Here is a 26,331-nt window from a genome sequence, read left to right on the forward strand (position 1 = left end):
TAGCTGATGAGGAACCGTGTGATGGCCGGCAAAACGCTCTACGACAAGCTCTGGGATTCGCATTTGGTCAAGCAGCGCGACGATGGTTCGGCGCTGATCTATATCGACCGTCACATCATCCATGAAGTGACTTCGCCGCAAGCCTTTGAAGGGCTGCGTCTGGCAGGGCGCAAGCCTTGGCGCATCGATGCCAACATCGCGACCCCGGATCACAACGTACCGACCACGCCAGAGCGCAAAGGCGGGATCGAAGCGATTGCTGACCAGGTTTCACGTTTGCAAGTGCAAACCCTTGATGACAACTGTGACGAATACGGCATCACCGAATTCAAGATGAATGACGTGCGTCAGGGCATCGTGCACGTTATCGGCCCCGAGCAAGGCGCCACATTGCCAGGCATGACCGTGGTCTGCGGCGACTCGCACACCTCGACTCACGGCGCGTTTGGTGCATTGGCCCACGGCATCGGGACCTCCGAAGTCGAACACGTGCTGGCCACCCAGTGCCTTGTTGCAAAAAAAATGAAGAACATGCAGGTGTTGGTAGAAGGCCAGTTGCCATTTGGCGTCACCGCCAAGGACATCGTCCTCGCGGTGATCGGCAAAATCGGCACGGCCGGTGGCAATGGTCATGCGATTGAGTTCGCTGGCAGCGCAATTCGCGAGTTGTCGGTAGAAGGGCGCATGACCATCTGCAACATGTCCATCGAAGCGGGCGCGCGCGTCGGTCTGGTGGCTGCGGATCAGAAGACCGTTGACTACGTAAAGGGCCGTCCGTTTGCACCTCAAGGAGCCGAATGGGCCTTGGCGGTAGAAGCATGGAAAGACTTGGTCTCGGATGCAGACGCACGCTTTGACAGCGTCATCGAGCTGGATGCGACGCAGATCAAGCCACAAGTGAGCTGGGGCACGTCCCCGGAAATGGTCTTGGCGGTGGATCAGAACGTGCCGGACCCCGCGCAGGAAGCTGACTTGGTCAAGCGTGGCTCAATTGAGCGTGCCTTGAAGTACATGGGCTTGAGCGCCAATCAGGCGATCACCGACATCCAGTTGGACCGCGTGTTCATTGGCTCATGCACCAACTCGCGCATCGAAGATTTGCGTGCGGCCGCGGTCATCGCCAAAGGCCGTAAAGTGGCTTCGACCATCAAGCAAGCGATTGTGGTTCCGGGCTCCGGTTTGGTGAAGGCTCAGGCCGAGGCTGAAGGGCTGGACAAAATCTTCCTTGAAGCCGGTTTTGAATGGCGTGAGCCGGGTTGCTCGATGTGTTTGGCCATGAACCCGGACCGTCTGGAGTCGGGTGAGCATTGTGCATCCACCTCCAACCGTAACTTCGAAGGCCGTCAGGGCGCCGGGGGACGCACCCACTTGGTCAGCCCGGCGATGGCTGCCGCCGCCGCTGTCAACGGTCGTTTCATCGACGTCCGCGAATTGATTTAAGGAGCGCAGCATGAAAGCTTTCACCCAGCACACCGGTCTTGTTGCCCCTTTGGATCGAGCCAACGTTGACACCGACCAGATCATTCCCAAGCAGTTCTTGAAGTCCATCAAGCGCACCGGTTTTGGTCCTAACCTGTTCGACGAATGGCGTTATCTGGACGTGGGGCAGCCGTATCAGGACAACTCCAAGCGCCCATTGAACACAGACTTCGTGCTCAACGCCGAGCGCTATCAAGGGGCGAGCGTGTTGCTGGCCCGCGAGAACTTCGGGTGTGGCTCCAGCCGTGAGCACGCGCCGTGGGCGCTGGAGGAATATGGCTTTCGCAGCATCATCGCGCCGAGTTATGCCGACATCTTCTTCAATAACAGCTTTAAAAACGGCTTGTTGCCGATCATCTTGAGTGACGCCGAAGTCGACGAGCTGTTTGCGCAAGTTGAGGCGACACCGGGTTATCAGCTCAATATCGACCTGCAAGCCCAAACCGTGACCCGCCCGGATGGCAAGGTATTGAGCTTCGAGATTGATGCGTTTCGCAAACACTGCTTGCTCAACGGCCTGGATGACATCGGCTTGACCTTGCAGGACGACGACGCGATTGCGGCGTTCGAAAGCAAGCACCGAGCCAGCCAGCCGTGGTTGTTTCGTGACGCCTGACCCCCGCAGGTGCTAGCGCAGGCGGTGATGTTTTTAAACGTTCAACACATCGCAGCCCACGCCAGCCCTAACGATGAGCCATTGGCCTGAAGGACATCAGCATGACCAACGCCCAGCACAGTCAGGTCGTACAAAAACAGTTCGGTGAACAGGCGGCGGCCTATCTGAGCAGCGCCGTGCATGCGCAAGGGGCCGAGTTCGGGCTGCTGCAAGCTGAGTTGGCAGGCAAGTCAGGTGCGCGCGTGCTGGACCTGGGGTGTGGCGCGGGGCATGTCAGTTTTCACGTCGCGGCACGGGTCAAAGACGTCGTGGCCTACGACCTGTCGCAGCAAATGCTCGATGTGGTGCAGGCGGCGGCTTCAGAGCGTGGCCTTAACAACATCAGCACTGTGTGTGGTGCTGCCGAACGCTTGCCCTTTGCCGACGGTGAATTCGATTACGTGTTCAGCCGCTATTCGGCGCATCACTGGAGTGATCTGGGCCAGGCCTTGCGCGAAGTGCGACGGGTGCTCAAACCGGGCGGGGTAGCGGCCTTTATTGACGTGATCTCGCCGGGTAGCCCGTTGTTCGACACCTACTTGCAGAGTGTCGAGGTGCTGCGCGACACCAGCCATGTGCGTGATTACTCGGCAGGCGAATGGCTGCGTCAGGTCAGCGAAGCCGGTTTACACACCCGCAGTACGTTGCGTCAGCGTTTGCGTTTAGAGTTCGGGTCCTGGATTGCACGCATGCGCACACCGGTCACCATGAGCGTGGCAATACGGGCGTTGCAGCAATCAATGGGCAGTGAAGTGCGCGAGTATTTTGAAATTGAAGCCGACGGATCGTTCAGCACCGACGTGCTGGTGCTGTGGGCTGAGAAGTAACCCTACCTATTTCAAGGTGCGCCTGCGGGGGCACTAACAGACAAAAAAGAGGAACCCATGAGCAAGCAGATTCTGATTCTCCCAGGTGACGGTATTGGCCCAGAAATCATGGCTCAGGCGGTCAAGGTGCTGGAGGTAGCCAACGACAAGTTCCAGCTCGACTTTGAACTGACCCATGACGTGATCGGCGGCGCTGCTATCGACAAACATGGCGTGCCGCTGGCGGATGAAACTTTGGCGCGTGCGCGTGAAGCTGACGCCGTGCTGCTCGGCGCGGTGGGTGGGCCTAAATGGGACACCATCGAGCGTGACATCCGTCCTGAACGCGGCTTGTTGAAAATCCGCGCTCAATTGGGCCTGTTCGGCAACCTGCGTCCGGCGATCCTTTATCCGCAGTTGGCGGATGCTTCCAGCCTCAAGCCCGAGATCGTTGCGGGCCTGGATATTCTGATCGTCCGTGAGTTGACCGGCGGCATTTACTTCGGCGCCCCGCGTGGTGTCCGCGAGCTGGAAAACGGCGAGCGTCAGGCCTATGACACGCTGCCGTACAGCGAAAGCGAAATCCGCCGTATCGCCCGCGTCGGTTTTGACATGGCGCGTGTGCGCGGTAAAAAACTGTGTTCGGTCGACAAGGCCAACGTGCTGGCCTCCAGCCAGTTGTGGCGTGAAATCGTCGAACAGGTGGCCAAAGACTACCCGGACGTTGAACTGAGCCACATGTACGTTGACAATGCCGCGATGCAGTTGGTGCGCGCGCCCAAGCAATTTGACGTGATCGTGACCGACAACCTGTTCGGCGACATCCTGTCTGATGAAGCGTCCATGTTGACCGGTTCCATCGGCATGCTGCCATCGGCTTCGCTGGATGCCAACAACAAAGGCATGTACGAGCCGTGTCATGGCTCGGCGCCGGACATCGCGGGGCAGGGCATTGCCAACCCGCTGGCGACCATTTTGTCGGTCTCGATGATGCTGCGTTACAGCTTCAATCAGCACACGGCGGCAGACGCCATCGAGCAAGCGGTGAGCCGGGTTCTGGATCAGGGCTTGCGCACCGGTGACATCTGGTCGGCGGGTTGCACCCAGGTCGGCACACAGGAAATGGGCGATGCAGTAGTCGCCGCGCTACAGAATCTGTAATCTCTCGGGCCCGTTACTTCCTGTTGGTGGAAGTAACGACCCCACTTTTTGTTAAAGGTGTAGTTGCGATGAAACGTGTAGGTCTGGTCGGTTGGCGCGGTATGGTCGGTTCCGTGCTCATGCAGCGGATGCTGGAAGAGCAGGATTTCGATCTTATTGAGCCGGTGTTTTTCACCACTTCCAATGTCGGTGGACAAGGTCCGTCCGTGGGCAAAGATATTGCCCCGCTGAAGGATGCTTACAACATTGAAGAGTTGAAAACCCTCGATGTGATCCTGACCTGCCAGGGCGGCGACTACACCACTGAGGTGTTCCCCAAGCTGCGTGAGGCAGGCTGGCAAGGTTACTGGATCGACGCAGCGTCGAGCCTGCGCATGCAGGATGACGCGGTGATTATTCTGGATCCGGTCAACCGCAAGGTGATCGACCAGCAGTTGGATGCGGGCACTAAAAACTACGTGGGCGGTAACTGCACCGTCAGCTTGATGCTGATGGGCCTGGGCGGCCTGTTTGAAGCCGGTCTGGTTGAATGGATGAGCGCCATGACCTACCAGGCAGCCTCCGGTGCCGGTGCGCAGAACATGCGCGAGCTGATCAAGCAAATGGGCGCAACCCACGCCGCAGTGGCCGATGAACTGGCTAACCCGGCCAGCGCCATTTTGGACATCGACCGTAAGGTTGCAGCCGCCATGCGCAGCGATGCGTACCCGACCGAGAACTTTGGTGTGCCACTGGCTGGCAGCTTGATCCCCTGGATCGACAAAGAGCTGCCTAATGGCCAGAGCCGTGAAGAATGGAAAGCGCAAGCAGAAACCAACAAGATTTTGGGTCGCTTCAAAAACCCGATTCCTGTGGATGGTATTTGCGTGCGCATCGGCGCCATGCGCTGCCACAGCCAGGCGTTGACCATCAAGCTGAACAAAGATGTGCCGATTGCCGACATTGAAGGCTTGATCAGCCAGCACAACCCTTGGGTCAAGCTGGTGCCCAATCAACGCGAAATCAGCATGCAGGAACTGAGCCCGACCAAAGTCACGGGCACCCTGAATGTACCGGTAGGGCGTTTGCGCAAGCTGAACATGGGCTCGCAGTTCCTCGGGGCTTTCACGGTCGGCGACCAACTGCTGTGGGGCGCAGCTGAACCGTTGCGTCGCATGCTGCGGATCTTGCTGGAGCGTTAATTCGCGCTGCTCGCTCTCAAGCCCGCGTCTCGCAAGAGTCGCGGGCTTTTTAGTGGGTGTAATGTTTGTCTGATTGTTGAACGGCGCCACCGTGCGTTGCCTACCGGGGTTGTGCCCGGTAAAGTGCCGCTCCCAATGTTTCGCCTGAGGTAGCTACATGAACCAGTCCTTTGATATCGCCGTCGTTGGCGCCACCGGCACTGTCGGCGAAACCCTTGTTCAAATTCTCGAAGAGCGTGATTTTCCGATCACTGCATTGCATTTGCTGGCCAGTATCGAATCGGCCGGAAGCTCGGTGCCTTACCGCGGTAAAAATGTGCGAGTGCGTGAAGTCGACGCGTTTGATTTCAGTACCGTGCAGTTGGTGTTTTTTGCCGCCGGGCCCGCCGTGACGCTAAGTTATGCCGCCAAAGCCAGTGCCGCTGGTTGCACAATCATCGACTTGTCCGGTGCATTGCCCGCCGTGCAGGCGCCGCAGATCGTGCCCGAAGCCAATTCGCACGTACTCAAGGGGCTGGCCAAGCCGGTGCAAGTCAGCAGCCCAAGTGCCTCTGCCACCGCATTGGCGGTGGTATTGGCGCCTTTGCGCGGCGTGCTCGATATTCAGCGGGTGAACGTGACGGCGTGCCTGGCTGTTTCGGCCCAAGGTCGCGAAGCGGTATCAGAGCTGGCGCGTCAAACGGCCGAATTGCTCAATCTACGGCCGCTGGAATCGACGTTTTTTGACCGTCAAATGGCCTTCAACTTGCTGGCTCAAGTCGGCAAACCCGACGCTCAGGGCCATGTGCCGCTAGAAAAGCGCCTGGTCAGTGAGTTGCGTGAAGTGCTCGGCCTGCCTGCCCTCAAAGTGGCGGTGACGTGCGTTCAAGCGCCGGTGTTTTTTGGCGATAGCTTCAGTGTCTCGGTGCAACTGGCCGGGCCGGTAGACCTGGATGCCGTTAATGCATTGCTTGAAGCGGCCGATAGTATCGAGTTGGTCGAGGCGGGCGACTATCCGACTGCGGTGGGTGATGCAGTGGGCCAGGATGTAGTGTATGTAGGTCGTGTTCGCCACGGCGTGGACGATACTTCTGAACTTAATCTGTGGTTAACGTCAGATAACGTACGTAAAGGCGCTGCATTGAATGCCGTGCAAGTGGCCGAGTTGTTGATAAAAGCCCCACTGTAAAAGATACTTGGCGTCAATTTGCAGAATGATTCTAGCCAGACGGCCAATCGTTGCAGTTCAGCTGCTGTCAGGGCTCGTAAAGCGTAATGGGATGATTGCCGGGCACCTGAGCAGTGCGGGCATCGTCTTAAGGCAGCAGCTACACAGAGCTCGCAGGACGGGTTCTGTATCAATAAGGAAGAGGCTATGGTTCAAGTTCGCAAATTAGTGTTAGCAATAGCCGCCGCTTCGGCGCTGTCATCCGGTATGGCACAGGCGCTTGGGCTCGGGGAACTGACGCTGAAGTCGACTCAGAACCAGCCACTGCTTGCCGAAATAGAATTGCTGGATATCAAGGATCTAACTGCGGCAGAGGTGGTGCCAAGCCTGGCGCCGCCTGAAGAGTTCACCAAGGCAGGCGTTCAGCGCCCAGCATTCCTCAATGACTTGCGCTTTACCTCCGTGATCAACCCTGAGGGCAAAAGCGTACTGCGTGTGACGTCCACCCAGCCGTTGTCCGAACCCTTCGTAAAGTTTCTGGTGCAAGTGATGTGGCCCAACGGCCGTTTACTGCGCGACTACAGCGTCTTGCTTGATCCGGCCAAGTTCTCGCCACAAACCGCAGCTGCCGCGTCAGCGTCTGCACAGCCTGCAGCGGCTGGCGCGTCAACGCAATACACTACCTCGGCGCGTGACACCTTGTGGGAAATCGCTGCCAAGGCGCGTAACGGCGGCTCCGTCCAGCAAACCATGCTGGCGATTCAAGCGCTCAACCCTGACGCCTTCATCAATGGCAACATCAACCGCTTGAAAACCGGCCAAGTGTTGCGTTTGCCCGATGCGGCGCAAAGCACGCAGTTGCCGCACGCCAAGGCGATGGCGCAGGTGGCCGCGCAGAATGCTGACTGGCGCAACGGTCGCCGTACTGCTCCGCAAGCGCAGCAAGTCGATGCGACGGGGCGTAAAGCAGCACCGCTCGCGCCTGCAAAGGCCGCTGCTGGCGATAACCTGAGCCTGGTCTCTGCGCAAGCGGCCAAAGCATCGGGTAAAGGCGCTGCCGGCGACGCACAGAATTTGAGCGATAAACTGGCGACGACCCAAGAGGGTCTGGATGCCAGTCGTCGTGAAAATGCCGAGCTTAAAAGCCGCATGCAGGACTTGCAAAGCCAGCTGGACAAGCTGCAACGCCTGATCGAATTGAAAAACGACCAGTTGGCCAAGCTGCAAGCGGGCAATGCGCCGGGCACTGAGGCCGTGGCGGCTGCGCCTGCGCAGTTAGTCGCTCAGGCGCCTGATTCGCCAGAAGCCGATATCGAACCGGCCACCGAAGGCACGCCAGCCACAGCAGTCCCTCCTGCACCGGTTGAAGGCGATGCGAGCACCGAGGAGCGCAGCATCCAGGACCTGCTGAGCAGCCCGCTGTTGCTGGGTTTGATTGGCGGTGGCGCGGTCTTGCTGTTGTTAATGCTTATGTTGCTGCTGGCGCGTCGGCGTAAAGCGCAGCAAGCGGCTGAAAAACATCTGCGCATGGCGCGTGCTCTTGAAGAAGAGTCAGAGTTTGCAGCGGACCTGGAAATGCCCGAAAGCAGCTTCGAAGGGCTTGAGGTTGCGCCGCCCAGCGTCAAACTCGAACCTGCACCTGCACCTGCACCTGCACCTGCACCTGCACCTGCACCTGCACCTGCTCCGGTCGTTGAGTCTGTGGCGCCGGTGGTGGCTGCTGCGGCCGTGGCTGCGGCGGCCGTCGCCGCAGCTGCGACCCAAGCCAAACCGGACGCCGATGTATTGGTTGAAGCTGAGCATTTGATCACCCGCCGCCAATTCAAAGAAGCTGAAGAACTGCTCAAGTCCGCGCTTGAACAAGCGCCGCAACGCAGTGATTTACGTCTCAAGCTGATGCAGGTGCATGGCGAGTTGGGCGAGCGTGATGCGTTTGTCGCGCAAGAGCGCCAATTGGTTGCCAATGGCAAGAACCACGCTGAAGTTGAGCAGCTCAAAAGCCGTTATCCAGCCATGGTCGCGGTAGCGGCTGGCGGTATTGCCTCGGCTGCTGTTGCCGCTGAACTTGAGGCGCAGTTTGTCAAAGACATGCTTAAGGATGAGCCGGTTAGCGAACCCAAGGTCGAGCCTGCGCCAGAAGCACCGCTGGCTGCTGATGAGTTCGAACATGATTTCGACTTGAGCCTGGATGATCTCGAAGCCGCTTCGCCTGCGGACCTGGCACTGGAGCCAAGCCTGGAGACCACACCTGTTGCGGTAGATGAAGCGCTGAGTTTTGAGGCTGTGATGGCACAGCAAGCCGAGGCCCAAGCGTCAAGCGAAGACCTGTCGGGCTTTGATTTGGACTTGTCGGCCGATGAGCAGGTCGCACCGACACTGGCTGACGATGACCTTTTGGGGCTGGAGGACGAGCTTAAAGGCTTGTCTGACGTTGAATCGCCCTTGTTCGATGTCGAGGGTCACGATGATCTGGATATGCCTGCCGACTTTGACCTGTCGCTGGCCGATGAAGATGTCACGGCTGCTCCCGACAGTTTTTCTGTCGAACTGGACGAAGTGAATGCCGAGCTGGAGCGCTTGTCGCAAAGTCTTGAACATCCACCTCTTGCTGACCCGCTGGCCAATAAAGCCAAGTTCGAGGCGGATGATGCCGTGGAGCAAGGTGGGGAGCCTGAATTCGACTTCCTCTCAGGCACCGATGAAACCGCCACCAAGCTCGATTTGGCGCAAGCCTATGTCGATATGGGGGACGTTGATGGTGCGCGGGATATTCTGACCGAGGTACTGGGCGAAGGCAGTGTTGATCAGCGCAATGAAGCCAAGGAAATGTTGGCTAACCTCCGTTGAAATGAACGTACGCAACACATGACGGCAGCCTTGAGGGCTGCCGTTGTTGTTTGGTGCAGTGCTCGCGCCACTTACAATCGTCGCCGGGCTGCATTTGTTTCATGGCGTCTTGGCGGGTGCGCCTTATAATGCCCGCCTTTGCGTTCATGAGCAGGCTGTAAGTCCTTGGCAAATTTAGATAACGCCGCCGCTGAAATGGCGGCTGAAGGTTTTTCCCGCATTGCGTTGGGGGTGGAGTACAAAGGCTCGCGTTACAGCGGCTGGCAGCGTCAGACCAATGGAGTGCTGACGGTGCAGGAAACCCTGGAAAACGCCCTGTCCAAAGTCGCCGCATCCCCCGTGTCATTGTTGTGCGCAGGCCGCACCGATGCAGGTGTACATGCGTGCGGGCAGGTGGTGCATTTTGATACTCAGGCCGAGCGCTCGCTGAAAGCCTGGGTCATGGGGGCCAATATCAATTTGCCCCATGACATCAGCGTGAGTTGGGCTCAGGTCATGCCTGCGCATTTTCATGCGCGATTCAAGGCGGTTGCCCGGCGTTATCGTTATGTCATCTACAACGATCAAATACGCCCGGCGCACTTGAACCAGGAAGTGACCTGGAACCATCGTCCGCTGGATGTCGAGCGTATGGCGCAGGCTGCTCAATATTTGCTGGGCGTGCATGACTTTAGCGCCTTCCGGGCGGGTCAATGCCAGGCCAAATCACCGATCAAGCACATGCATCACCTGCGAGTGACCCGGCACGGGCAGATGATTGTGCTGGATATTCGTGCCAGTGCTTTTTTGCATCACATGGTGCGCAACATCGCCGGGGTTCTGATGACCATTGGCAGTGGTGAGCGCCCGGTCGAGTGGATAAAAGAGGTGCTGGAAAGTCGTGAGCGTCGTTCAGGCGGCGTGACGGCGCATCCTTACGGCCTGTATCTGGTCCAGGTTGAATACCACGATGAGTTCGCACTGCCTCAACGTTACATTGGTCCGCATTTCCTGACCGGTTTTAGCGAACTGGACGGCTGACGCCTGCAAAACCATTTGTTACCATCCGGCACTTTCGCGCGCAAAGCCTTGGGGTGAACTCGATATGTCAGTCGTTCGAAGCAAGATCTGCGGTATTACCCGCATAGACGATGCGCTGGCAGCCGTTGCCGCTGGGGCTGACGCGATAGGTTTTGTGTTTTATGCCAAAAGCCCGCGTGCTGTCAGTGTCACGCAGGCACAGGCGATCATTGCGGCCTTGCCGCCGTTCGTGACGACCGTTGGCTTGTTCGTCAATGCGAGCGCATGCGAACTGAACGAAACCCTGGATGCCGTACCGCTGGATTTACTGCAATTTCACGGTGACGAAACCCCTGAGCAATGTGAGGGCTTCCATCGGCCTTACATTAAGGCGCTGCGGGTGAAGGCGGGTGATGACATCGCACAGGCGTGCAGGGTTTATCAAAGTGCCAGCGGTATTTTGCTGGATGCTTACGTAGAAGGTGTGCCGGGGGGAACCGGTGAGGTCTTTGACTGGTCTTTGATACCTCAAGGGCTGAGCAAGCCGATTATTCTGGCGGGCGGCCTGATGCCGGGCAATGTGGCTCAAGCCATTGCTCAGGTGCGCCCGTATGCTGTGGATGTCAGCGGCGGCGTAGAAATCAGTAAAGGCATCAAGGACCACGACAGGATTCGTGCCTTCATGCAGGTTGTTCGCGCAACAGCCTGATGCACGATGTGACGGCTGGCTGTCTGCCACCGTCCATGATTACCGCTGCTGTAAAGCAGACGGGCCCGGTGGTTAGACGGGCAGAAATTAAAGTGGCAGCCGCTCTGTAGTGTGTTGTCGGGAAGGCTGAGGGTTGCAAGGTCGATGCTGGTTTGCCGAGTGCCGACCGCAGGGGTTTGCAACCATCGCCACACACCTAATGAATTAGCTCAAGGGCATACACGGGGCCTGAACCCAGCGTTCGGGTCGCCGGTACTGGAGAAAAAAAGCATGAGCAACTGGTTGGTAGACAAGCTGATTCCTTCGATCATGCGTTCCGAAGTCAAAAAGAGTTCGGTACCTGAAGGCCTGTGGCACAAATGCCCGTCCTGCGATGCAGTGCTTTATCGCCCAGAGCTGGAAAAAACCCTGGACGTTTGCCCTAAATGCAATCACCACATGCGCATTGGCGCACGTGCGCGCATTGATATCTTCCTGGATGCCGAAGGCCGTGCCGAGCTGGGTGCAGACCTGGAGCCGGTTGACCGCCTGAAGTTCCGTGACAGCAAAAAGTACAAGGACCGCCTGGTCGGTGCGCAGAAACAAACGGGTGAGAAAGACGCGCTGATTTCCATGAGCGGCACGCTGTTGGGCATGCCGGTTGTGGTGTCAGCGTTTGAGTTCTCGTTTATGGGCGGCTCGATGGGCGCCATCGTGGGCGAGCGTTTTGTCCGTGCGGCCAACTACGCACTGGAAAACCGTTGCCCGATGATTTGCTTCGCCGCCTCCGGCGGTGCGCGCATGCAAGAAGCGTTGATCTCCCTGATGCAAATGGCCAAGACCTCGGCGGTATTGGCGCGTCTGCGCGAAGAAGGCATTCCGTTTATCTCGGTGCTCACTGACCCGGTTTACGGTGGTGTTTCGGCCAGTCTGGCGATGTTGGGTGATGTGATTGTTGCCGAGCCTAAAGCGCTGATCGGTTTTGCCGGTCCGCGTGTGATTGAGCAAACCGTGCGTGAAAAGTTGCCAGAAGGCTTCCAGCGCAGCGAGTTCCTGCTGGAGCACGGCGCAATCGACCTGATCATTTCGCGTCAGGAGCTGCGCCCACGCCTGGGCAACCTGCTTGCACAAATGATGGGCCTGCCAACGCCTGTGTTCGTGGCACCGCCTGTTGAAACCATCGTTGTACCTCCGGCTCCAGCGAATCTATGACCCAGCGCACCCTTGGCGAGTGGCTCGCCTATCTTGAACAGTTGCATCCATCGGCCATCGACATGGGCCTGGAGCGCTCGCGAGAGGTAGCGAACCGCATGGGGCTACTCAAGCCTGCGCCTCGGGTGATAACGGTGACCGGCACCAACGGCAAAGGCTCGACCTGTGCGTTTGTGGCCTCATTACTCCAGGCGCAAGGGCTTAACGTCGGGGTTTACAGTTCCCCACACCTGTTGCGCTACAACGAGCGCGTGCAAATCTGCGGCGTTGAAGCGTCAGATGAACTGCTGTGCGAGGCCTTTGCGGCCGTTGAAGCAGGCCGCGGCGAGATTTCCCTGACTTACTTTGAGGTGGGCACGCTGGCCGCTTTGTGGCTGTTTGAGCGTGCCGCGCTTGATGCCGTGGTGCTGGAAGTCGGGCTAGGCGGGCGACTGGATACCGTCAATCTGGTGGATGCTGATCTGGCGCTGGTCACCAGTATTGGTGTCGACCATGTCGAATACCTGGGTAACACCCGCGAATCCGTGGCGTTTGAAAAGGCCGGCATATTTCGGCCGGGCAGGCCCGCGCTGTGTGGTGACCTCAATCCCCCGCACACATTACTGGACAAAGCCAATGAGCTGGGTTGCCCGCTGTTTGTGCGCGGTCGTGACTTCGACCTGGCCACCACCGATCAGGTCTGGCATTGGCGCGGTCTGAACGGGCAGGGCGGGGTTGTCGAGCTGCGTGATCTGCCGCTTCTGGATTTGCCGATGGAAAACGCAGCGCTGGCCGTGCAAGCCTACGCGCTGATGGATTTGCCCTGGCAGCCGGAGCGTATTGTTCAGGCACTCAAAGCCACGCGTGTGACCGGGCGGCTTGATCGTCGCCAGTTTAATTGGCACGGTAAAACCTTGAATGTGCTGCTGGATGTGGGTCACAACCCCCATGCAGCGCACTATTTGGTGCAGCGTCTGGCTCAGCGTCCCATAACCGGCAAGCGCTTCGCGGTGTTTGGTTTGCTGGCCGACAAGGACCTGGATGGCGTAGTGTCGCAATTCACCGCACCGATCGAGCATTGGGCGGTTGCACCGCTTGATACAAGTCGCACGCGGCCCGTGATGCAAGTCCAGGCCGCGTTGCAGCGTCACGGTGCATCCGTAACCGCCCATGACAGCGTCATTGCTGCGTTGCAAGCTCAATGCGAACGGGCATCCCCGGCCGATGAAATTCTGTTGTTCGGTTCTTTCTATTGTGTCGCCGAAGCCCTTGAGTGGCTGGAGCGGCATGCGACGCAGGAGGCAGCACATGGCTTTGCTGGATAAGGCATACAAGCAACGCATGGTGGGCGCGCTGGTGCTGGTGGCATTGGCGGTGATCTTTTTACCGATGCTGTTTTCGCGTCAGGACGAGCAGCGCCAGATTCAGGTCGATGCGCCCACCGCGCCTCAGGTGCCGGTGCTGCCGCAGGTTCAGGTCGAACCGGTCGCTGTGCCACAGCCGCAGGTGATTGCCCAAGAGCCGATGCCTGTTGAGGAAGAGGTTGCAACCCCGCCCGCTCCGACGCCTGTCCCGGTGACTCCGGCAGTCGCAAAACCGCCGGCCCCGGCGCCAAAAGCGCCTGCGGTCACTCCGGCCCAGACGGTGGCTCAGGCCCCCGCCAAGCTGGACACCACGCAAAAACGCATCGATGCCAATGGCTTGCCTATCAGTTGGTCCGTGCAATTGGTCAGCCTGTCCAATCGGGCGAGCGCTGATAACCTGCAAAAAACCCTTCGAAATCAAGGTTATAACGCTTACGTTCGCACGTCAGGTGGAATGAACCGGGTGTTTGTGGGGCCGCTGCTTGAGCGTGCAGAAGCCGATCGCTTGCGTGATTTGCTGGGTAAACAGCAAAACCTCAAAGGTTTTGTGGTTCGCTTCCAGCCGGAACGTGGCTAAGCGTGAAAAAAGGTTTCATCGGATCGCGAATGCACCGCTAAATCGCCTTACCTGAGCGGCGGCGCTCTGCTAAAATGCGCCGCCTTATCTGTCCGTAGGCTGCACTGTGCCATTTACTTGGGTTGACTGGGCGATCGTTGCAACGATTGCCATTTCCGCACTGATCAGTTTGAAGCGCGGCTTCGTTAAAGAGGCGTTGTCGCTGTGCACCTGGATCATTGCCGGGGTCGTCGCCTGGATGTTCGGTGGTTCGCTGTCGGAATATCTCAGCGGATACATCGAAACACCTTCCGCCCGCGTCATCGTCGGGTGCACCATCATGTTTGTCGCCACCTTGCTGGTCGGCGCAATGATCAATTTTCTTATCGGCGAACTGATTCGCGTCACCGGGTTGTCCGGGACCGACCGGTTCCTTGGCATGGCCTTCGGCGCAGCGCGTGGCGCGTTGCTGGTGGTCGTGGCAGTCGGGTTGTTAAGCCTGGGGCCGGTACAGCAGGACTCGTGGTGGCAAGAGTCACGGCTCTTGCCACAATTTCTATTGGTTGCCGACTGGTCAAAAAATCTCATTTTGGGATTGAGCAGTCAGTGGCTCGCCAGCGGTATCAGCGTACCCGCTGATATTCCGTTCAAGGAGCATCTCTTGCCGGCTATCCAGCCCAAGTGAGTGATGTTCAGTTCAGATCCATAAAGTAGGGGTTGCGTCGCATGTGTGGCATCGTCGGTATCGTCGGTAAGTCGAACGTCAATCAGGCGCTGTATGACGCGCTAACCGTCCTCCAGCACCGCGGCCAGGATGCTGCCGGTATTGTAACCAGCCATAACGGCCGGTTATTTCTGCGCAAGGACAACGGGCTGGTACGTGACGTGTTTCATCAGCGTCACATGCAGCGTCTGGTCGGCAACGTGGGCATTGGCCACGTGCGCTATCCAACCGCAGGCAGCTCGACTTCAGCTGAAGCTCAACCGTTTTATGTCAACTCGCCTTACGGCATCACCCTGGCGCATAACGGTAACCTGACCAACGTTGAGCAACTGGCCAAGGAGATCTACGAATCTGACTTGCGCCACGTCAACACCAACTCCGATTCGGAAGTGCTGCTCAACGTGTTTGCACACGAACTGGCCCAGCGCGGCAAGTTGCAGCCCACCGAAGAAGACGTCTTCGCGGCTGTCACCGACGTGCACAATCGCTGCCGCGGCGGTTATGCCGTGGTTGCGATGATCACCGGTTATGGCATCGTCGGTTTCCGTGACCCTAACGGCATCCGTCCGATCGTGTTCGGTCAGCGTCACACCGACGAAGGCGTCGAGTACATGATCGCCTCCGAAAGCGTGTCCCTGGACGTGCTCGGCTTTACCCTGATCCGCGACCTCGCGCCGGGCGAAGCGGTGTACATCACCGAAGATGGCAAATTGCATACCCGTCAGTGCGCGGCTAACCCGCAACTTACGCCGTGTATCTTTGAACACGTGTACCTGGCGCGCCCGGACTCGATCATCGACGGCGTGTCGGTGTACAAGGCACGCCTGCGCATGGGTGAGAAGCTGGCCGAGAAAATCCTGCGTGAACGCCCAGAGCACGACATCGACGTGGTCATCCCGATTCCAGACACCAGCCGTACCGCTGCACTGGAGCTGGCGAACCATTTGGGCGTCAAGTTCCGCGAAGGCTTTGTCAAAAACCGTTACATCGGCCGTACCTTCATCATGCCGGGCCAGGCTGCACGCAAAAAATCCGTGCGCCAGAAACTCAATGCCATCGAGCTTGAATTTCGTGGCAAGAACGTGATGCTGGTCGACGATTCGATCGTGCGTGGCACCACCTGCAAGCAGATCATCCAGATGGCGCGCGAAGCGGGTGCCAAGAACGTTTACTTCTGCTCGGCGGCGCCGGCGGTGCGTTACCCCAACGTGTACGGCATTGACATGCCAAGCGCTCACGAGTTGATTGCACACAATCGCAGCACCCAGGACGTTGCCGACCTGATCGGCGCAGACTGGCTAATTTATCAAGACTTGCCAGACCTGATCGACGCGGTCGGCGGCGGCAAAATCAAGATCGAGAAGTTCGATTGCGCGGTCTTTGACGGCAAGTACGTGACCGGCGACATCGATGACAACTACCTGGAGCGTATCGAGCGTGCACGCAACGATGCCTCCAAGGTGATAGCGCAAGGTGTGGGCGCCACCATCGGCATCTACAACAACTAAGGCTTCACCGAACCGGCCCTGATGGGCCGGTTTGCATTGGTGCGATATACAGCAAGGAGTGGTCAGTATGAGTCAGGATTGGGATGCCGGTCGGCTGGATAGCGACCTTGAGGGCGTAGCGTTCGACACCTTGGCGGTGCGTGCGGGTCAACACCGCACACCTGAGGGCGAACACGGTGACGCCATGTTCCTGACCTCCAGCTACGTGTTCCGTACGGCTGCTGATGCGGCTGCGCGGTTCTCGGGCGAGGCAGCAGGCAACGTTTACTCGCGTTACACCAACCCGACGGTGCGCGCCTTTGAAGAGCGCCTTGCTGCACTCGAAGGTGCCGAGCAAGCAGTGGCCACGGCCACGGGCATGGCCGCTATTTTGTCGGTAGTGATGAGCCTGTGCAGCGCCGGTGACCACATTCTGGTCTCGCGCAGCGTCTTTGGTTCGACCATCAGTCTGTTCGAAAAGTATTTCAAGCGCTTTGGTGTGCAGGTCGACTATGTGCCGCTGGCCGAGTTGTCGGGCTGGGACGCCGCCATCAAACCCAATACCAAATTGCTGTTCGTAGAATCGCCTTCCAACCCGCTGGCCGAGCTGGTCGACATTGCGGCCCTGGCCGAAGTGGCCCATGCCAAAGGCGCGATGCTGGTAGTAGATAACTGTTTCTGCACGCCGGCACTGCAACAGCCGCTCAAACTGGGCGCCGACATCGTGGTGCATTCAGCGACCAAGTTCATCGACGGCCAAGGTCGTTGCATGGGCGGTGTTGTTGCAGGGCGCAGCGAGCAGATGAAAGAAGTGGTGGGTTTTTTACGCACGGCCGGGCCGACCTTGAGCCCCTTCAATGCGTGGATTTTCCTCAAGGGTCTGGAAACCCTCAACTTGCGTATGCGTGCTCATTGCGCCAGTGCGTTGGCCCTGGCCGAATGGCTGGAGCAGCAAGACGGCATCGAAAAAGTGCATTACGCGGGCCTCAAGAGTCACCCGCAACACGCACTGGCTCAGCGTCAGCAGCGTGGTTTTGGTGCCGTGGTCAGTTTTGAAGTCAAAGGTGGCAAAGAGGGCGCCTGGCGCTTTATCGACGCCACACGCCTGATTTCGATCACCGCCAACCTGGGCGACAGCAAAACCACCATTACCCACCCGGGCACCACGTCCCATGGTCGCCTGGCGCCGCAGGAGCGTGAAGCAGCGGGTATTCGTGACAGCTTGATCCGCATTGCAGTTGGCCTGGAAGACGTCTCCGACCTGCAAGCCGATCTGGCGCGAGGTCTCGCCGCACTGTGACCGACATGATTCTAGAAGCGCACGCGGCCGGTAACGGGCGTGTAGCGCTGGTGACCGGCGCAGCGCGCGGTATTGGCCTGGGCATTGCCGCGTGGCTGGTGAGTGAAGGCTGGCAAGTGGTGCTGACTGACATTGACCGTGTGCGCGGCTCAAAAGTGGCCAAGGTGCTGGGCGAAAATGCCTGGTTTGTGGCGATGGATGTGGCGCTTGAGTCGGACGTTATCCAGTGCGTGGCTCAAGTGCTTGGGCAGTTTGGCCGTCTGGATGCACTGGTGAGCAATGCTGCCATTGCCGATCCGCACAACATGACCCTCGAAAGTCTCGACCTTGAGCACTGGAACCGGGTGTTGGCGGTCAACCTGACCGGGCCGATGCTGTTGGCCAAGCATTGTGCGCCTTACTTGCGTGCGCACTGCGGCGCCATCGTCAACCTGGCTTCAACCCGCGCCCGCCAATCCGAGCCTGATACCGAGGCTTACGTGGCGAGTAAAGGCGGGCTGCTGGCGTTGACGCACGCATTGGCCATCAGCCTTGGGCCGGAGATCCGGGTCAATGCGGTCAGCCCCGGCTGGATTGATGCTCGCGACCCCTCGGTGCGTCGTGCGCAGCCGCTCACTGACGCCGACCACACCCAACATCCGACAGGGCGTGTCGGCACTGTCGAAGATGTGGCGTCGATGGTGGCGTGGTTGTTGTCGCGCAATGCCGGTTTTGTGACGGGGCAGGAATTTGTGGTTGACGGCGGCATGAGCAAGAAAATGGTCTACGAAGCGTAGGGCGTAGCTGTCGTGGGTAATAGTCGAGGTTTATCGGTTTTAGCTTTTTTAAAAAAAAGTTCAATCTTGTCCTTGACTTAGCTTCGATAGATGCGTAAATTTCGCGGCCTCAACGAAGCAAAGGGTGATTAGCTCAGCTGGGAGAGCATCTGCCTTACAAGCAGAGGGTCGGCGGTTCGATCCCGTCATCACCCACCACTTCTTGAGTTTCCCGCAAGGGAAGGTCGTTCTGAAAAGAACCACCAACCGACGCGCAGCGGTAGTTCAGTCGGTTAGAATACCGGCCTGTCACGCCGGGGGTCGCGGGTTCGAGTCCCGTCCGCTGCGCCATATTTGTACAAATCAGGCTTGCCTGGTTTGCGATTGAAAAGCACCGAAGCTTTCAGTCAACGGTTTCAAAGTTTCAAACGGACGCAAGTCCGAGCGATACGCAGCGGTAGTTCAGTCGGTTAGAATACCGGCCTGTCACGCCGGGGGTCGCGGGTTCGAGTCCCGTCCGCTGCGCCATATTTGCTACAGAGCCCTTGAACTCTCTGTAGCTACAAAGAAAGCGACCTCAGGGTCGCTTTTTTTGTGCCTGCGATTTGACCCGGCCTCCCGCTCGGTCTTGGTTCACTCGCCAACCTCTGATGTCGTCTGCATTCAGCGACGCGTGCAGCCAGGTTGTTTACCGATGTCACCCGGATGCTCTATATCGGGCCTCTTAAAGGTGTGTCATTTTTCCAGCGCTTACGATTCTGTCTTGTAAGTCAGTGTTGGGTCGTCAAAAAACCGCCGCTTATTGCTTGCCGAGATAAAAAATCAAATTGGACGGTGCAGGCATGGATCCATAGGCTTGCTCGCAATTGGTGCGCAGTGCTGTGGCCGATTGAATTGAGCCGCAGGATCAACCAAGGCCACGTGAGGGTGGGTGGCCAGGTCGTTCAACGGCTGATCAAACGCATCCTGCAAGGACTCCAATCGTGTCAGCACTGCAATAACCGCTTTGTACTCGGTCATTAAGGTCAAACATTATTTATGGAGTTCAAGTTTCGCAGGAGGCGTGCGTTGACTGTCGCTTTGCGTCTGTTTGCCGCGTTGTCACTCTCGGTCGGGGCAACGGCCAGCCATGCTGCGCAAGCGGCGCCTGAGAGCGTTGCGTTCTGGTACGCCGATAATCCACCTCTTCAGGAACTCGCTCAGTTTGATTGGGCGGTGGTTGAATCGGGCCACCTGTCCACCGCCGACGTCGCCCGTATTCGACAACTGGGCAGTCAACCGTTTGCGTATCTCTCCGTCGGGGAGTTTGACGGCGACCGTGCCACGCTGATTGAGTTGGGGCTGGATCAAGGCGCCAGTTCAAAGCGCAACAAAGCCTGGAACAGCCAAGTCATGGATTTGACCTCGCCGCAATGGCGCGATCACCTGTTCAAGCGCGCCCATGCGTTACAAGCCCAAGGCTATGCCGGGTTGTTTCTCGACACGCTGGACAGTTTCCAACTGCTGCCGCCCTCCGAGTGGCCGAGCCAACAAACGGCCCTGGCCAGCTTTCTGCGCGAGCTTCACACCCGCGAGCCGACCCTGAAACTGTTTTTCAATCGCGGCTTTGAAGTGCTGCCGCAGTTGGACGGTGTTGCCGCGGCCGTGGCGGTCGAGTCGATCCATGCCGGTTGGGATGCAGGCGCCAAGCGTTATCGTCCGGTGCCCGAAGCTGACCGTGAATGGCTCGACATCCATTTAAAGCCCTTGCGTGAAAAGGGCATCCCGCTGGTCGCCATTGACTATCTGCCGCCCAGCCAGCGAGAGCAGGCCAGGAAGCTGGCCCGGCAACTGCGTCAGGAAGGCTTCATCCCCTTTGTCACCACGCCGGACCTCGATTACCTGGGCGTCAGTACGGTCGAGGTGCAGCCGCGGCGCATCGCCCTGTTGTTTGACCCGCGTGAAGGGGACCTGACCACCAACGCGGGCCACGTCATGCTCGGCGGTCTGCTCGAATACCTCGGCTACCGGATTGATTATTTTGCTGTGGATCAACCGCTGCCCATGCATCGCTTCAGCGGTTTATACGCAGGCGTAGTGAGCTGGATGAACACCGGGCCGCCGCAGGATTCGCAGCACTTCAATGCCTGGATCAACCAACGCCTGGATGAGCAAGTGCCGCTGGTGTTTTTGGCCGGTATGCCGATTGAGAACACGGTGCTGCTCAAGCGTCTGGGCTTGCAGCAGGGCACGTTCAGTGGCCCGGGCGCCTTAAAACTGCTGAGCCATGACCCGCATTTGATTGGCAGTTTTGAAGCCCCGCTGGTGCTGCGCTCGCGTGAGCTAACCCCCCTGTCAGTTTTGCCGGACGGCCCTAAGCCTGGCTTGCTACTGGCGGATGAAAAAGGTAACTCATTCGCACCTGTCGCCATCGGCGCGTGGGGCGGTATCGCCTTGGCACCTTACTTGATTGAGACCAACGGTGAGGCCAGTCGCTGGATCATTGACCCGTTCACCTTCGTGCAGCGGGCCTTGCGCTTGCCGCTGCAACCGCACCCGGACACCACCACCGAGAACGGTCGGCGCATCGCCACGGTACACATTGACGGTGATGGTTTTCCGTCCCGGGCGGAGATTCGCGGTACGCCTTACGCGGGTCAGTCGGTGTTGGACCTGTTTATCAAACCGTATCCCTTCCTGACCTCAGTCTCGATCATCGAGGGCGAGATTTCGCCGCGCGGCATGTTCCCGTTTCTGGCCAAGGAGCTGGAGCCTATCGCACGCACGATCTTCGCCGACCCCAAGGTCGAAGTTGCCACTCATACGTTCAGCCACCCGTTCTTCATGCAGCCTGAAAAGTCCATGAAAGAAGAAGGCTTCGATCCGCAATACGGCCTGAACATGAAAATTCCCGGCTACAACAAGATCGACTTCCGGCGTGAAGTGTTTGGGTCCCGCGATTACATCAACAATCACCTGACCACGCCGCAAAAGCCGGTAAAGATGATTTTCTGGCCGGGGGATGCGTTGCCAGACGAGGCAACTATTCAGTACGCCTATGACGCGGGTTTGCAGAACGTGAATGGCGGCACCACGGTCATCACGCATGCCAACCCTTCGCTGACGGGCCTGTCGCCGCTGCTGCGCCCCACCTCGGGCGGCTTGCAGATCTACGCGCCGATCATTAACGAAAACATGTACACCAACCTGTGGAAGGGGCCGTTCTACGGCTTTCGCGATGTCATCGACACTTTCGAACTGACCAACAGCCCGCGTCGTTTGCGCGGGCTGCACCTCTACTACCACTTTTACTCCGGCACCAAGCAGGCTTCGATCAAAGTCATGGACGACATCTATGCCTTCATGATCAAGCAGCAGCCAATCTCGTTGTGGATGAGTGATTACCTGCCACGGGTGCGCGGTTTATATGAGTCGAGCCTTGCACGCACGGCCAGCGGTGACTGGCAAGTGCGTGGCCTGAATGCATTGCGCACCTTGCGCATCGACCCGCAGATGGGCTGGCCTGATATGACCCGCTCGCAAGGGGTGGCCGGTGTGCGCGATCTGCCCGAAGGGCGTTATGTGCATTTGAGCAGCGACCACGCGCTACTCGCCTTGCGCCCTGAGCGCGACCCGCGTCCGGCGCTGGAGGAGGCCAACGTGCCATTGCAACAGTGGCGTTATCGGGATGATCGGCGGGTGAGCTTTTCGTTTGCCGGTGAATTCGACATCCAGTTTTCAGTACGCGCGGCAGGGCCATGCAGCGTTGATGTCAAAGGGCAGCGTTTTACCGCTCGTGCGGATAACGGCCTGTGGGTGTTCCAATTGCCAATCAAGCAGGTGAGTGATGCCCAACTCCTCTGCCATTAAGAAAACCCGGCTGCTCAACCCGTGGGCATTGGGTGTGGTCGCCACCGCCGTGGGTGGCTTGTTGTGGATGACTTTCCAACAGGAAAGCGTGTTCCGTCCCGATGAACGCCAGCCGGATGAGGTCTCGGCCAACTACGCTGAGCTGCTGCTCACCGCGCACCCGCAAGACGACGCGTTGCGCATCAAGCTGCTGGACTTGCTGATGACCCTGGGCGATTACCCCAGGGCACGCAAACACCTCAACCAGTGGCCGCACCCCAATACGACCGTCGCGCAGCTCTATGCATTGCACCTCGATGCGCTGGACTTGCCCCAAGGCGGTGATCAGGCCGCGCGCACGGCGTTGGTCGAGCGCTTGAGCCTGCTGGACCGCAGTCAATTGACGGTGCCTGCACTGGAGCGCATGGCCGACTTGCTATTAGTGCTGCAAGCCCCGGCGTTGGCGGGCCAGTGTTATGCCGAGCTGGCCAGTCGCGACCCTGAGCAACGCCTTAAGTGGCTCAGCGCTGCTGCGCAGTGGTTGATGGCAGGCGAGCAACCTGGGCGGGCGGCGGACCTGTACCTGCAACTGGCAGCGGTCAGTAGCGCGCCCGAGCAGCATAAGCGCTACCTGCGCCAAGCCTTTGATGCCCTGATTGCGGCGGATCGGGGCGGCGAAGCGGCGGTGTTGCTGAGCAAGGCCGTGGCGCTACTCAACGACCCGCAAAGCGACCCGCAATGGCTGGAGCACGGCGTTGAAACGGCCATCGCCCACGACCAGCTGCACGAGGCAGAAACTCTGATCCAGCAGTGGCGCACCCTGCAACCGGGCAATCGTGAAGCGCTGCGCAAAGAGTTCAAATTACGCCTGGCCTTTGGTGATCAGGAGGGCGCTTGGGCGGTGGGCCAGGAGTTATTGCAGAGCGAAACCGGCGATGCGGCGTTTTTGGCGCAGATGGCCCAGCTTGGCGAGTGGAAGGGTGACACCTACCAGGCGCTGGACTATTGGATGGCCTATCTCGAACTGCAAGACGACCCCACGGCGTATGAGCATGCGTGGCGTTTGTCGATTCAGCTGTTTGATTTCGATCACGGCATTCCATTGCTCACCCGGCTGCTGGAGACGCGCCGCCTCAGCGATGGCGAACTGGATGCGCTGGTGTTCGCTCACGAGCAGCGCGGTACGCCGCAATTGGCCGAAGCGGTGTTGCGGGCGAGTTTGCAAAAATACCCCAAGCAACGTCTGGCCTGGATGCGTCTGAGTCAAAACCTGGAGAACACCGAACAATACCCGGCCAAGACGCGGGTCATGCAAGACATGGCGCGGCACTTTCCAATCACCGTCGCCGAGCGCGTGGACTGGGCCAGTACCCACTTGAGGTTCTTTGACAACCAAGGGGCATGGCAGGTGCTGGACATCGACAATCAACACATCGATGACGCCGAGTATTGGGACCTGCGCGCCGCCTTGGCCTGGGAGCTTGAGCGCGACGATGACTTGCAGCCCGCACTCGAAAGGCTGTTGGCGATCAAAGGCTCGTTGAGCTACGGCGAAGAAGAGCAATTGGCCAACCTGTACCGCAAGCGTGACCCGGTCAAGGCGCTGGCCTTGATGGTTGCCAGTTGGCACACCACCCACAACCCGCAACGACTGGTCGTGGCTTTGCAGGTGGCGCAAGAACTACAGGATTGGGCGCAAGTCAGTGCGTTACTCGACAGCGCCAAGGCATGGCCCAAGGCTGATGCTCAAGAGCAGGTGCTGGCCGCCCGGGCCGGGCTGGCCGTGCATGAAAAGCGCTTCGCTGATGCCGAGCGCCTGCTCAAACAAGGGCTGGCGCGCTACAACGATGACAACCTGTTTCGTGAGCGCCTGTTGTGGCTGTACATCGATCAGGGCCGCACGGCCGATATGGCGCCGTTGCTGCAACAGTGGCGGGCCCGGGCGCGCAACGACAACCTGCTGTGGCTGCCGTTTGCCAGTGCCAGCCAGATGGTCGGGCGTACCCGCGAGTCGCTGGCCTGGTACCGCCTGTACCTCAAAGCCAACCCGCAGGACTGGCTGGTGCAAGCCGGGTATGCCGATGCGTTGGAGGCCGCAGGTTCACTGGAAGCGGCTCAGCGGTTGCGCCTGAAGCTGACGCGCACCGCCGACCTGCAACCGGGCGTGGAATCTACCCAGCGTTACGCGATGTGGCTACGGCTGTTGGCCAGCAGCTATTCATCACGGCTGGCACAAAGTCAGGCTTTGCAGTGGCAAGACGGTTCGCCAGCCATGTTGCAGCTGTGGTTCGAACGCCTGCTGGCGCGCCTGGACGAAACCAATCAAGGCGCACAGAAAAACGACTGGCTGGCCTGGGCCCGTCGCCAAGGCTTGAAGGTCGACCGTTTTGAGTTGATCCAACAAGCGCTGCGTGACCGCAATCGCGACATGCTCAAGCAACTGCTGGCCAGCGGCGAGCTGGACCCGGCGCAGCAGGTCGAAGCCCTCAGCCAATTGGGCCAGGGCGCTCGTGCCTTGGGCGTGAGCCTGTCGGCGCTGGGCGATCAACAACCCGCGGTGATTGGCGAGCAGTTGCGCCGTCAGGCCGTTGAAATGCTCGACCGCACGCCGCAGGGCATTCAGTTGGCGTGGGAGGGCAAGGATTTCGGCGGGCTGGACGTGTCGGGGCCGCAACTGACGGTTGCGCGCCACCTCAATGACGACTGGTACGCCAGCCTGGTGCTCGGTCAGGGACGCTACAACAGCGATCAGTTGCGCGACGGTGAATTGGGTCAGGAACGTAATGCGTTGCTGACCTTGCAACGCCAACTCGATAACGGGCGCTACAGCCTGATTGCCGACATCAGTACCCGCAAGGACCACAACCGTAACGGGTTGGGCTTGAGCCGTGCCTGGCAGTTGAGTGCCACCGATGAGATCGAAACCGGCGTCGACTGGCATCGTCAGAGTGACGACACCGGGCTGATGCGCGCACTGGGCCAGCATGATGGCGTTTGGCTCAAAGGCCAGCACGGCTTTTCGGCCCGCGACCAATTGAGCTGGACACTGTCGCACAACCGCTTCTCGACCCGTGCGGGCGATGCGCTGGGGTCGGGGCAGGAAGCCAAGCTTGAGTTCGCCCACACCCTTGAGTTTGAAGGGCCGAACTGGGTGGTGCGCGCGGGCGCCGATTATCAACGCAACGCCCTTAAAAGCGGCGAGCTGAATGACCTCAATGCCTTCCTCAAACCGGTTTATGAGCAAGAGCCGGTCGAGGATGACGATGGCCGGGTGATCGGTGCTCAGGCTGTCGATGTGACAGCGCCGCTGACCGCCAGCGATTTGCTGCAAGCGCGCTATGGCCAAGTGTATGTGGGCAGTTCGTGGCGGCGTGGCATGCCGGGCGCACTGAACCGCACCCAACCGCAATACACCTGGCTGGTGGACGTGACGGCCGGTTGGCAGTGGGTCGATAAAACCTTCAATTACGGCATCGACACCGGGATCGGCATGGTGCTGTTGGGCGATGACGAGTTGGCACTCAAAGTCGGATACCAGTCCTCACCGCAAGGTGGCGCGGGGGCGGGCGGCACGCTGGGCGTGAGCTACGGCTTGCGTTTTGGACGCTGAACAATCAATGACAACGAATACGTGGAGAAACACTATGCAAGCAATCCGTAACCTGACGCTGGTACTGAGTGTGATGCTCATGGCCGGGTGCAGCAGCTTCACCGGCAAAACCAGCCCGGCACTTTCACGCGATGCGCAGTGGGGCATCGTGCCGTTAGTTAACTATTCGCAAACCCCGCAAGCCGGGGAGCGCAGCGAGCAAATCCTGCTCAGCGTATTGAGCAGCAAAGGCTTGCAGCCTCAGGTGTACCCGGCCAGCGTGCAGGGCGAACAGGCGTTGCTGGATGACAATGAGCGGTTGAACAGCGCGTTGGAATGGGCGCGTCAGCAAAAACTCGATTATGTGGTCGCGGGCAGCGTCGAGGAGTGGCAGTACAAGAACGGTCTGGATGGCGAGCCAGCGGTGGGCATCAGCCTGCGCGTGATCGAACCCGCCACCGGCCGTGTGCTGTGGAGCAAAAGCGGCGCGCGTGCGGGTTGGTCGCGTGAAAGCCTGGCCGGTTCAGCACAGAAAGTGCTGAACAAACTGGTCGGTGGCCTGCGGGTCGAGTAA

General features: G+C 59.0%; 19 protein-coding genes and 3 tRNA genes. All 22 read left to right on the forward strand.

All coding sequences use genetic code 11. The features are described from left to right. Positions 1–21: 21 nt before the first annotated feature. The 22 genes from leuC (at position 22) to TU86_RS16705 (ending at position 26,331) form a co-directional block, all read left to right on the forward strand. Entirely contained in the window at positions 22–1,440 is a 1,419-nt protein-coding gene (leuC, locus tag TU86_RS16595; protein ID WP_048365413.1) for a 3-isopropylmalate dehydratase large subunit, read from the forward strand. A 10-nt stretch (positions 1,441–1,450) separates the two neighbouring features. Further along, entirely contained in the window at positions 1,451–2,095 is a 645-nt protein-coding gene (gene leuD / locus TU86_RS16600) for a 3-isopropylmalate dehydratase small subunit (protein WP_048365414.1), read from the forward strand. Between the two features lie 101 nt (positions 2,096–2,196). Continuing rightward, positions 2,197–2,961 carry a class I SAM-dependent methyltransferase gene (locus TU86_RS16605; protein ID WP_048365415.1) on the forward strand — a complete coding sequence of 255 codons (765 nt, stop codon included), beginning with the start codon at positions 2,197–2,199 and terminating at the stop codon, positions 2,959–2,961. A gap of 57 nt (positions 2,962–3,018) precedes the next feature. Beyond that, a complete protein-coding gene (leuB, locus tag TU86_RS16610; RefSeq protein WP_048365416.1) occupies positions 3,019–4,101 on the forward strand; it encodes a 3-isopropylmalate dehydrogenase in 1,083 nt (360 codons plus the stop codon). A 68-nt stretch (positions 4,102–4,169) separates the two neighbouring features. Further along, the gene (gene asd, locus TU86_RS16615; RefSeq protein ID WP_048365417.1) at positions 4,170–5,282 is read left to right on the forward strand and encodes an aspartate-semialdehyde dehydrogenase; all 1,113 of its coding nucleotides are present in this window, start codon (positions 4,170–4,172) and stop codon (positions 5,280–5,282) included. 157 nt (positions 5,283–5,439) lie between these two features. Beyond that, positions 5,440–6,450, forward strand: coding sequence for an aspartate-semialdehyde dehydrogenase (locus tag TU86_RS16620; RefSeq protein WP_048365418.1), 1,011 nt, complete (start codon positions 5,440–5,442; stop codon positions 6,448–6,450). 186 nt (positions 6,451–6,636) lie between these two features. Next, positions 6,637–9,276, forward strand: coding sequence for a motility hub landmark protein FimV (locus tag TU86_RS16625; RefSeq protein WP_048365419.1), 2,640 nt, complete (start codon positions 6,637–6,639; stop codon positions 9,274–9,276). A 195-nt stretch (positions 9,277–9,471) separates the two neighbouring features. Beyond that, positions 9,472–10,296: a tRNA pseudouridine(38-40) synthase TruA gene (gene truA, locus TU86_RS16630; protein WP_048365545.1), complete on the forward strand. Its 825-nt coding sequence runs from the start codon at positions 9,472–9,474 to the stop codon at positions 10,294–10,296. A 64-nt stretch (positions 10,297–10,360) separates the two neighbouring features. Beyond that, entirely contained in the window at positions 10,361–10,984 is a 624-nt protein-coding gene (locus TU86_RS16635; RefSeq protein WP_048365420.1) for a phosphoribosylanthranilate isomerase, read from the forward strand. 270 nt (positions 10,985–11,254) lie between these two features. Continuing rightward, a complete protein-coding gene (gene accD / locus TU86_RS16640; RefSeq protein WP_048365421.1) occupies positions 11,255–12,175 on the forward strand; it encodes an acetyl-CoA carboxylase, carboxyltransferase subunit beta in 921 nt (306 codons plus the stop codon). Continuing rightward, positions 12,172–13,479 (forward strand): bifunctional tetrahydrofolate synthase/dihydrofolate synthase, encoded by a 1,308-nt coding sequence (folC, locus tag TU86_RS16645; protein WP_048365422.1) that lies wholly within the window; start codon positions 12,172–12,174, stop codon positions 13,477–13,479. The genes accD and folC overlap by 4 nt, the downstream gene beginning before the upstream one ends. Next, entirely contained in the window at positions 13,463–14,095 is a 633-nt protein-coding gene (locus tag TU86_RS16650; protein WP_048365423.1) for an SPOR domain-containing protein, read from the forward strand. The genes folC and TU86_RS16650 overlap by 17 nt, the downstream gene beginning before the upstream one ends. A gap of 106 nt (positions 14,096–14,201) precedes the next feature. Continuing rightward, entirely contained in the window at positions 14,202–14,759 is a 558-nt protein-coding gene (locus tag TU86_RS16655; protein ID WP_048365424.1) for a CvpA family protein, read from the forward strand. 41 nt (positions 14,760–14,800) lie between these two features. After that, the gene (gene purF, locus TU86_RS16660) at positions 14,801–16,306 is read left to right on the forward strand and encodes an amidophosphoribosyltransferase (RefSeq protein ID WP_048365425.1); all 1,506 of its coding nucleotides are present in this window, start codon (positions 14,801–14,803) and stop codon (positions 16,304–16,306) included. 67 nt (positions 16,307–16,373) lie between these two features. Continuing rightward, positions 16,374–17,585, forward strand: coding sequence for an O-succinylhomoserine sulfhydrylase (locus TU86_RS16665; RefSeq protein WP_048365426.1), 1,212 nt, complete (start codon positions 16,374–16,376; stop codon positions 17,583–17,585). Positions 17,586–17,590: 5 nt separating this feature from the next. After that, positions 17,591–18,361, forward strand: a complete 771-nt coding sequence (locus TU86_RS16670; protein WP_177332341.1) for an SDR family oxidoreductase — start codon at positions 17,591–17,593, stop codon at positions 18,359–18,361. 122 nt (positions 18,362–18,483) lie between these two features. After that, positions 18,484–18,559, forward strand: a tRNA-Val gene (locus tag TU86_RS16675). Between the two features lie 55 nt (positions 18,560–18,614). Next, positions 18,615–18,691: transfer RNA gene (locus tag TU86_RS16680), tRNA-Asp, on the forward strand. Positions 18,692–18,791: 100 nt separating this feature from the next. Then, positions 18,792–18,868: transfer RNA gene (locus TU86_RS16685), tRNA-Asp, on the forward strand. Positions 18,869–19,378: 510 nt separating this feature from the next. Continuing rightward, entirely contained in the window at positions 19,379–22,189 is a 2,811-nt protein-coding gene (locus tag TU86_RS16695; protein ID WP_048365429.1) for a bifunctional glycoside hydrolase/polysaccharide deacetylase family protein, read from the forward strand. Further along, positions 22,167–25,778 (forward strand): tetratricopeptide repeat protein, encoded by a 3,612-nt coding sequence (locus tag TU86_RS16700; RefSeq protein ID WP_048365430.1) that lies wholly within the window; start codon positions 22,167–22,169, stop codon positions 25,776–25,778. The genes TU86_RS16695 and TU86_RS16700 overlap by 23 nt, the downstream gene beginning before the upstream one ends. A 34-nt stretch (positions 25,779–25,812) precedes the next feature. After that, a complete protein-coding gene (locus TU86_RS16705; protein WP_048365431.1) occupies positions 25,813–26,331 on the forward strand; it encodes a hypothetical protein in 519 nt (172 codons plus the stop codon).

The sequence above is a fragment of the Pseudomonas weihenstephanensis genome (assembly GCF_001043055.1).
GTDB lineage: Bacteria > Pseudomonadota > Gammaproteobacteria > Pseudomonadales > Pseudomonadaceae > Aquipseudomonas > Aquipseudomonas weihenstephanensis.

Bases quoted from the DNA above. Each gene is read 5' to 3' on its own strand.
- leuC (WP_048365413.1), top strand. From the start codon at position 22: ATGGCCGGCAAAACGCTCTACGACAAGCTCTGGGATTCGCATTTGGTC.
- leuD (WP_048365414.1), top strand. From the start codon at position 1,451: ATGAAAGCTTTCACCCAGCACACCGGTCTTGTTGCCCCTTTGGATCGA.
- TU86_RS16605 (WP_048365415.1), top strand. From the start codon at position 2,197: ATGACCAACGCCCAGCACAGTCAGGTCGTACAAAAACAGTTCGGTGAA.
- leuB (WP_048365416.1), top strand. From the start codon at position 3,019: ATGAGCAAGCAGATTCTGATTCTCCCAGGTGACGGTATTGGCCCAGAA.
- asd (WP_048365417.1), top strand. From the start codon at position 4,170: ATGAAACGTGTAGGTCTGGTCGGTTGGCGCGGTATGGTCGGTTCCGTG.
- TU86_RS16620 (WP_048365418.1), top strand. From the start codon at position 5,440: ATGAACCAGTCCTTTGATATCGCCGTCGTTGGCGCCACCGGCACTGTC.
- TU86_RS16625 (WP_048365419.1), top strand. From the start codon at position 6,637: ATGGTTCAAGTTCGCAAATTAGTGTTAGCAATAGCCGCCGCTTCGGCG.
- truA (WP_048365545.1), top strand. From the start codon at position 9,472: ATGGCGGCTGAAGGTTTTTCCCGCATTGCGTTGGGGGTGGAGTACAAA.
- TU86_RS16635 (WP_048365420.1), top strand. From the start codon at position 10,361: ATGTCAGTCGTTCGAAGCAAGATCTGCGGTATTACCCGCATAGACGAT.
- accD (WP_048365421.1), top strand. From the start codon at position 11,255: ATGAGCAACTGGTTGGTAGACAAGCTGATTCCTTCGATCATGCGTTCC.
- folC (WP_048365422.1), top strand. From the start codon at position 12,172: ATGACCCAGCGCACCCTTGGCGAGTGGCTCGCCTATCTTGAACAGTTG.
- TU86_RS16650 (WP_048365423.1), top strand. From the start codon at position 13,463: ATGGCTTTGCTGGATAAGGCATACAAGCAACGCATGGTGGGCGCGCTG.
- purF (WP_048365425.1), top strand. From the start codon at position 14,801: ATGTGTGGCATCGTCGGTATCGTCGGTAAGTCGAACGTCAATCAGGCG.
- TU86_RS16665 (WP_048365426.1), top strand. From the start codon at position 16,374: ATGAGTCAGGATTGGGATGCCGGTCGGCTGGATAGCGACCTTGAGGGC.
- TU86_RS16670 (WP_177332341.1), top strand. From the start codon at position 17,591: ATGATTCTAGAAGCGCACGCGGCCGGTAACGGGCGTGTAGCGCTGGTG.
- TU86_RS16695 (WP_048365429.1), top strand. From the start codon at position 19,379: ATGGAGTTCAAGTTTCGCAGGAGGCGTGCGTTGACTGTCGCTTTGCGT.
- TU86_RS16700 (WP_048365430.1), top strand. From the start codon at position 22,167: ATGCCCAACTCCTCTGCCATTAAGAAAACCCGGCTGCTCAACCCGTGG.
- TU86_RS16705 (WP_048365431.1), top strand. From the start codon at position 25,813: ATGCAAGCAATCCGTAACCTGACGCTGGTACTGAGTGTGATGCTCATG.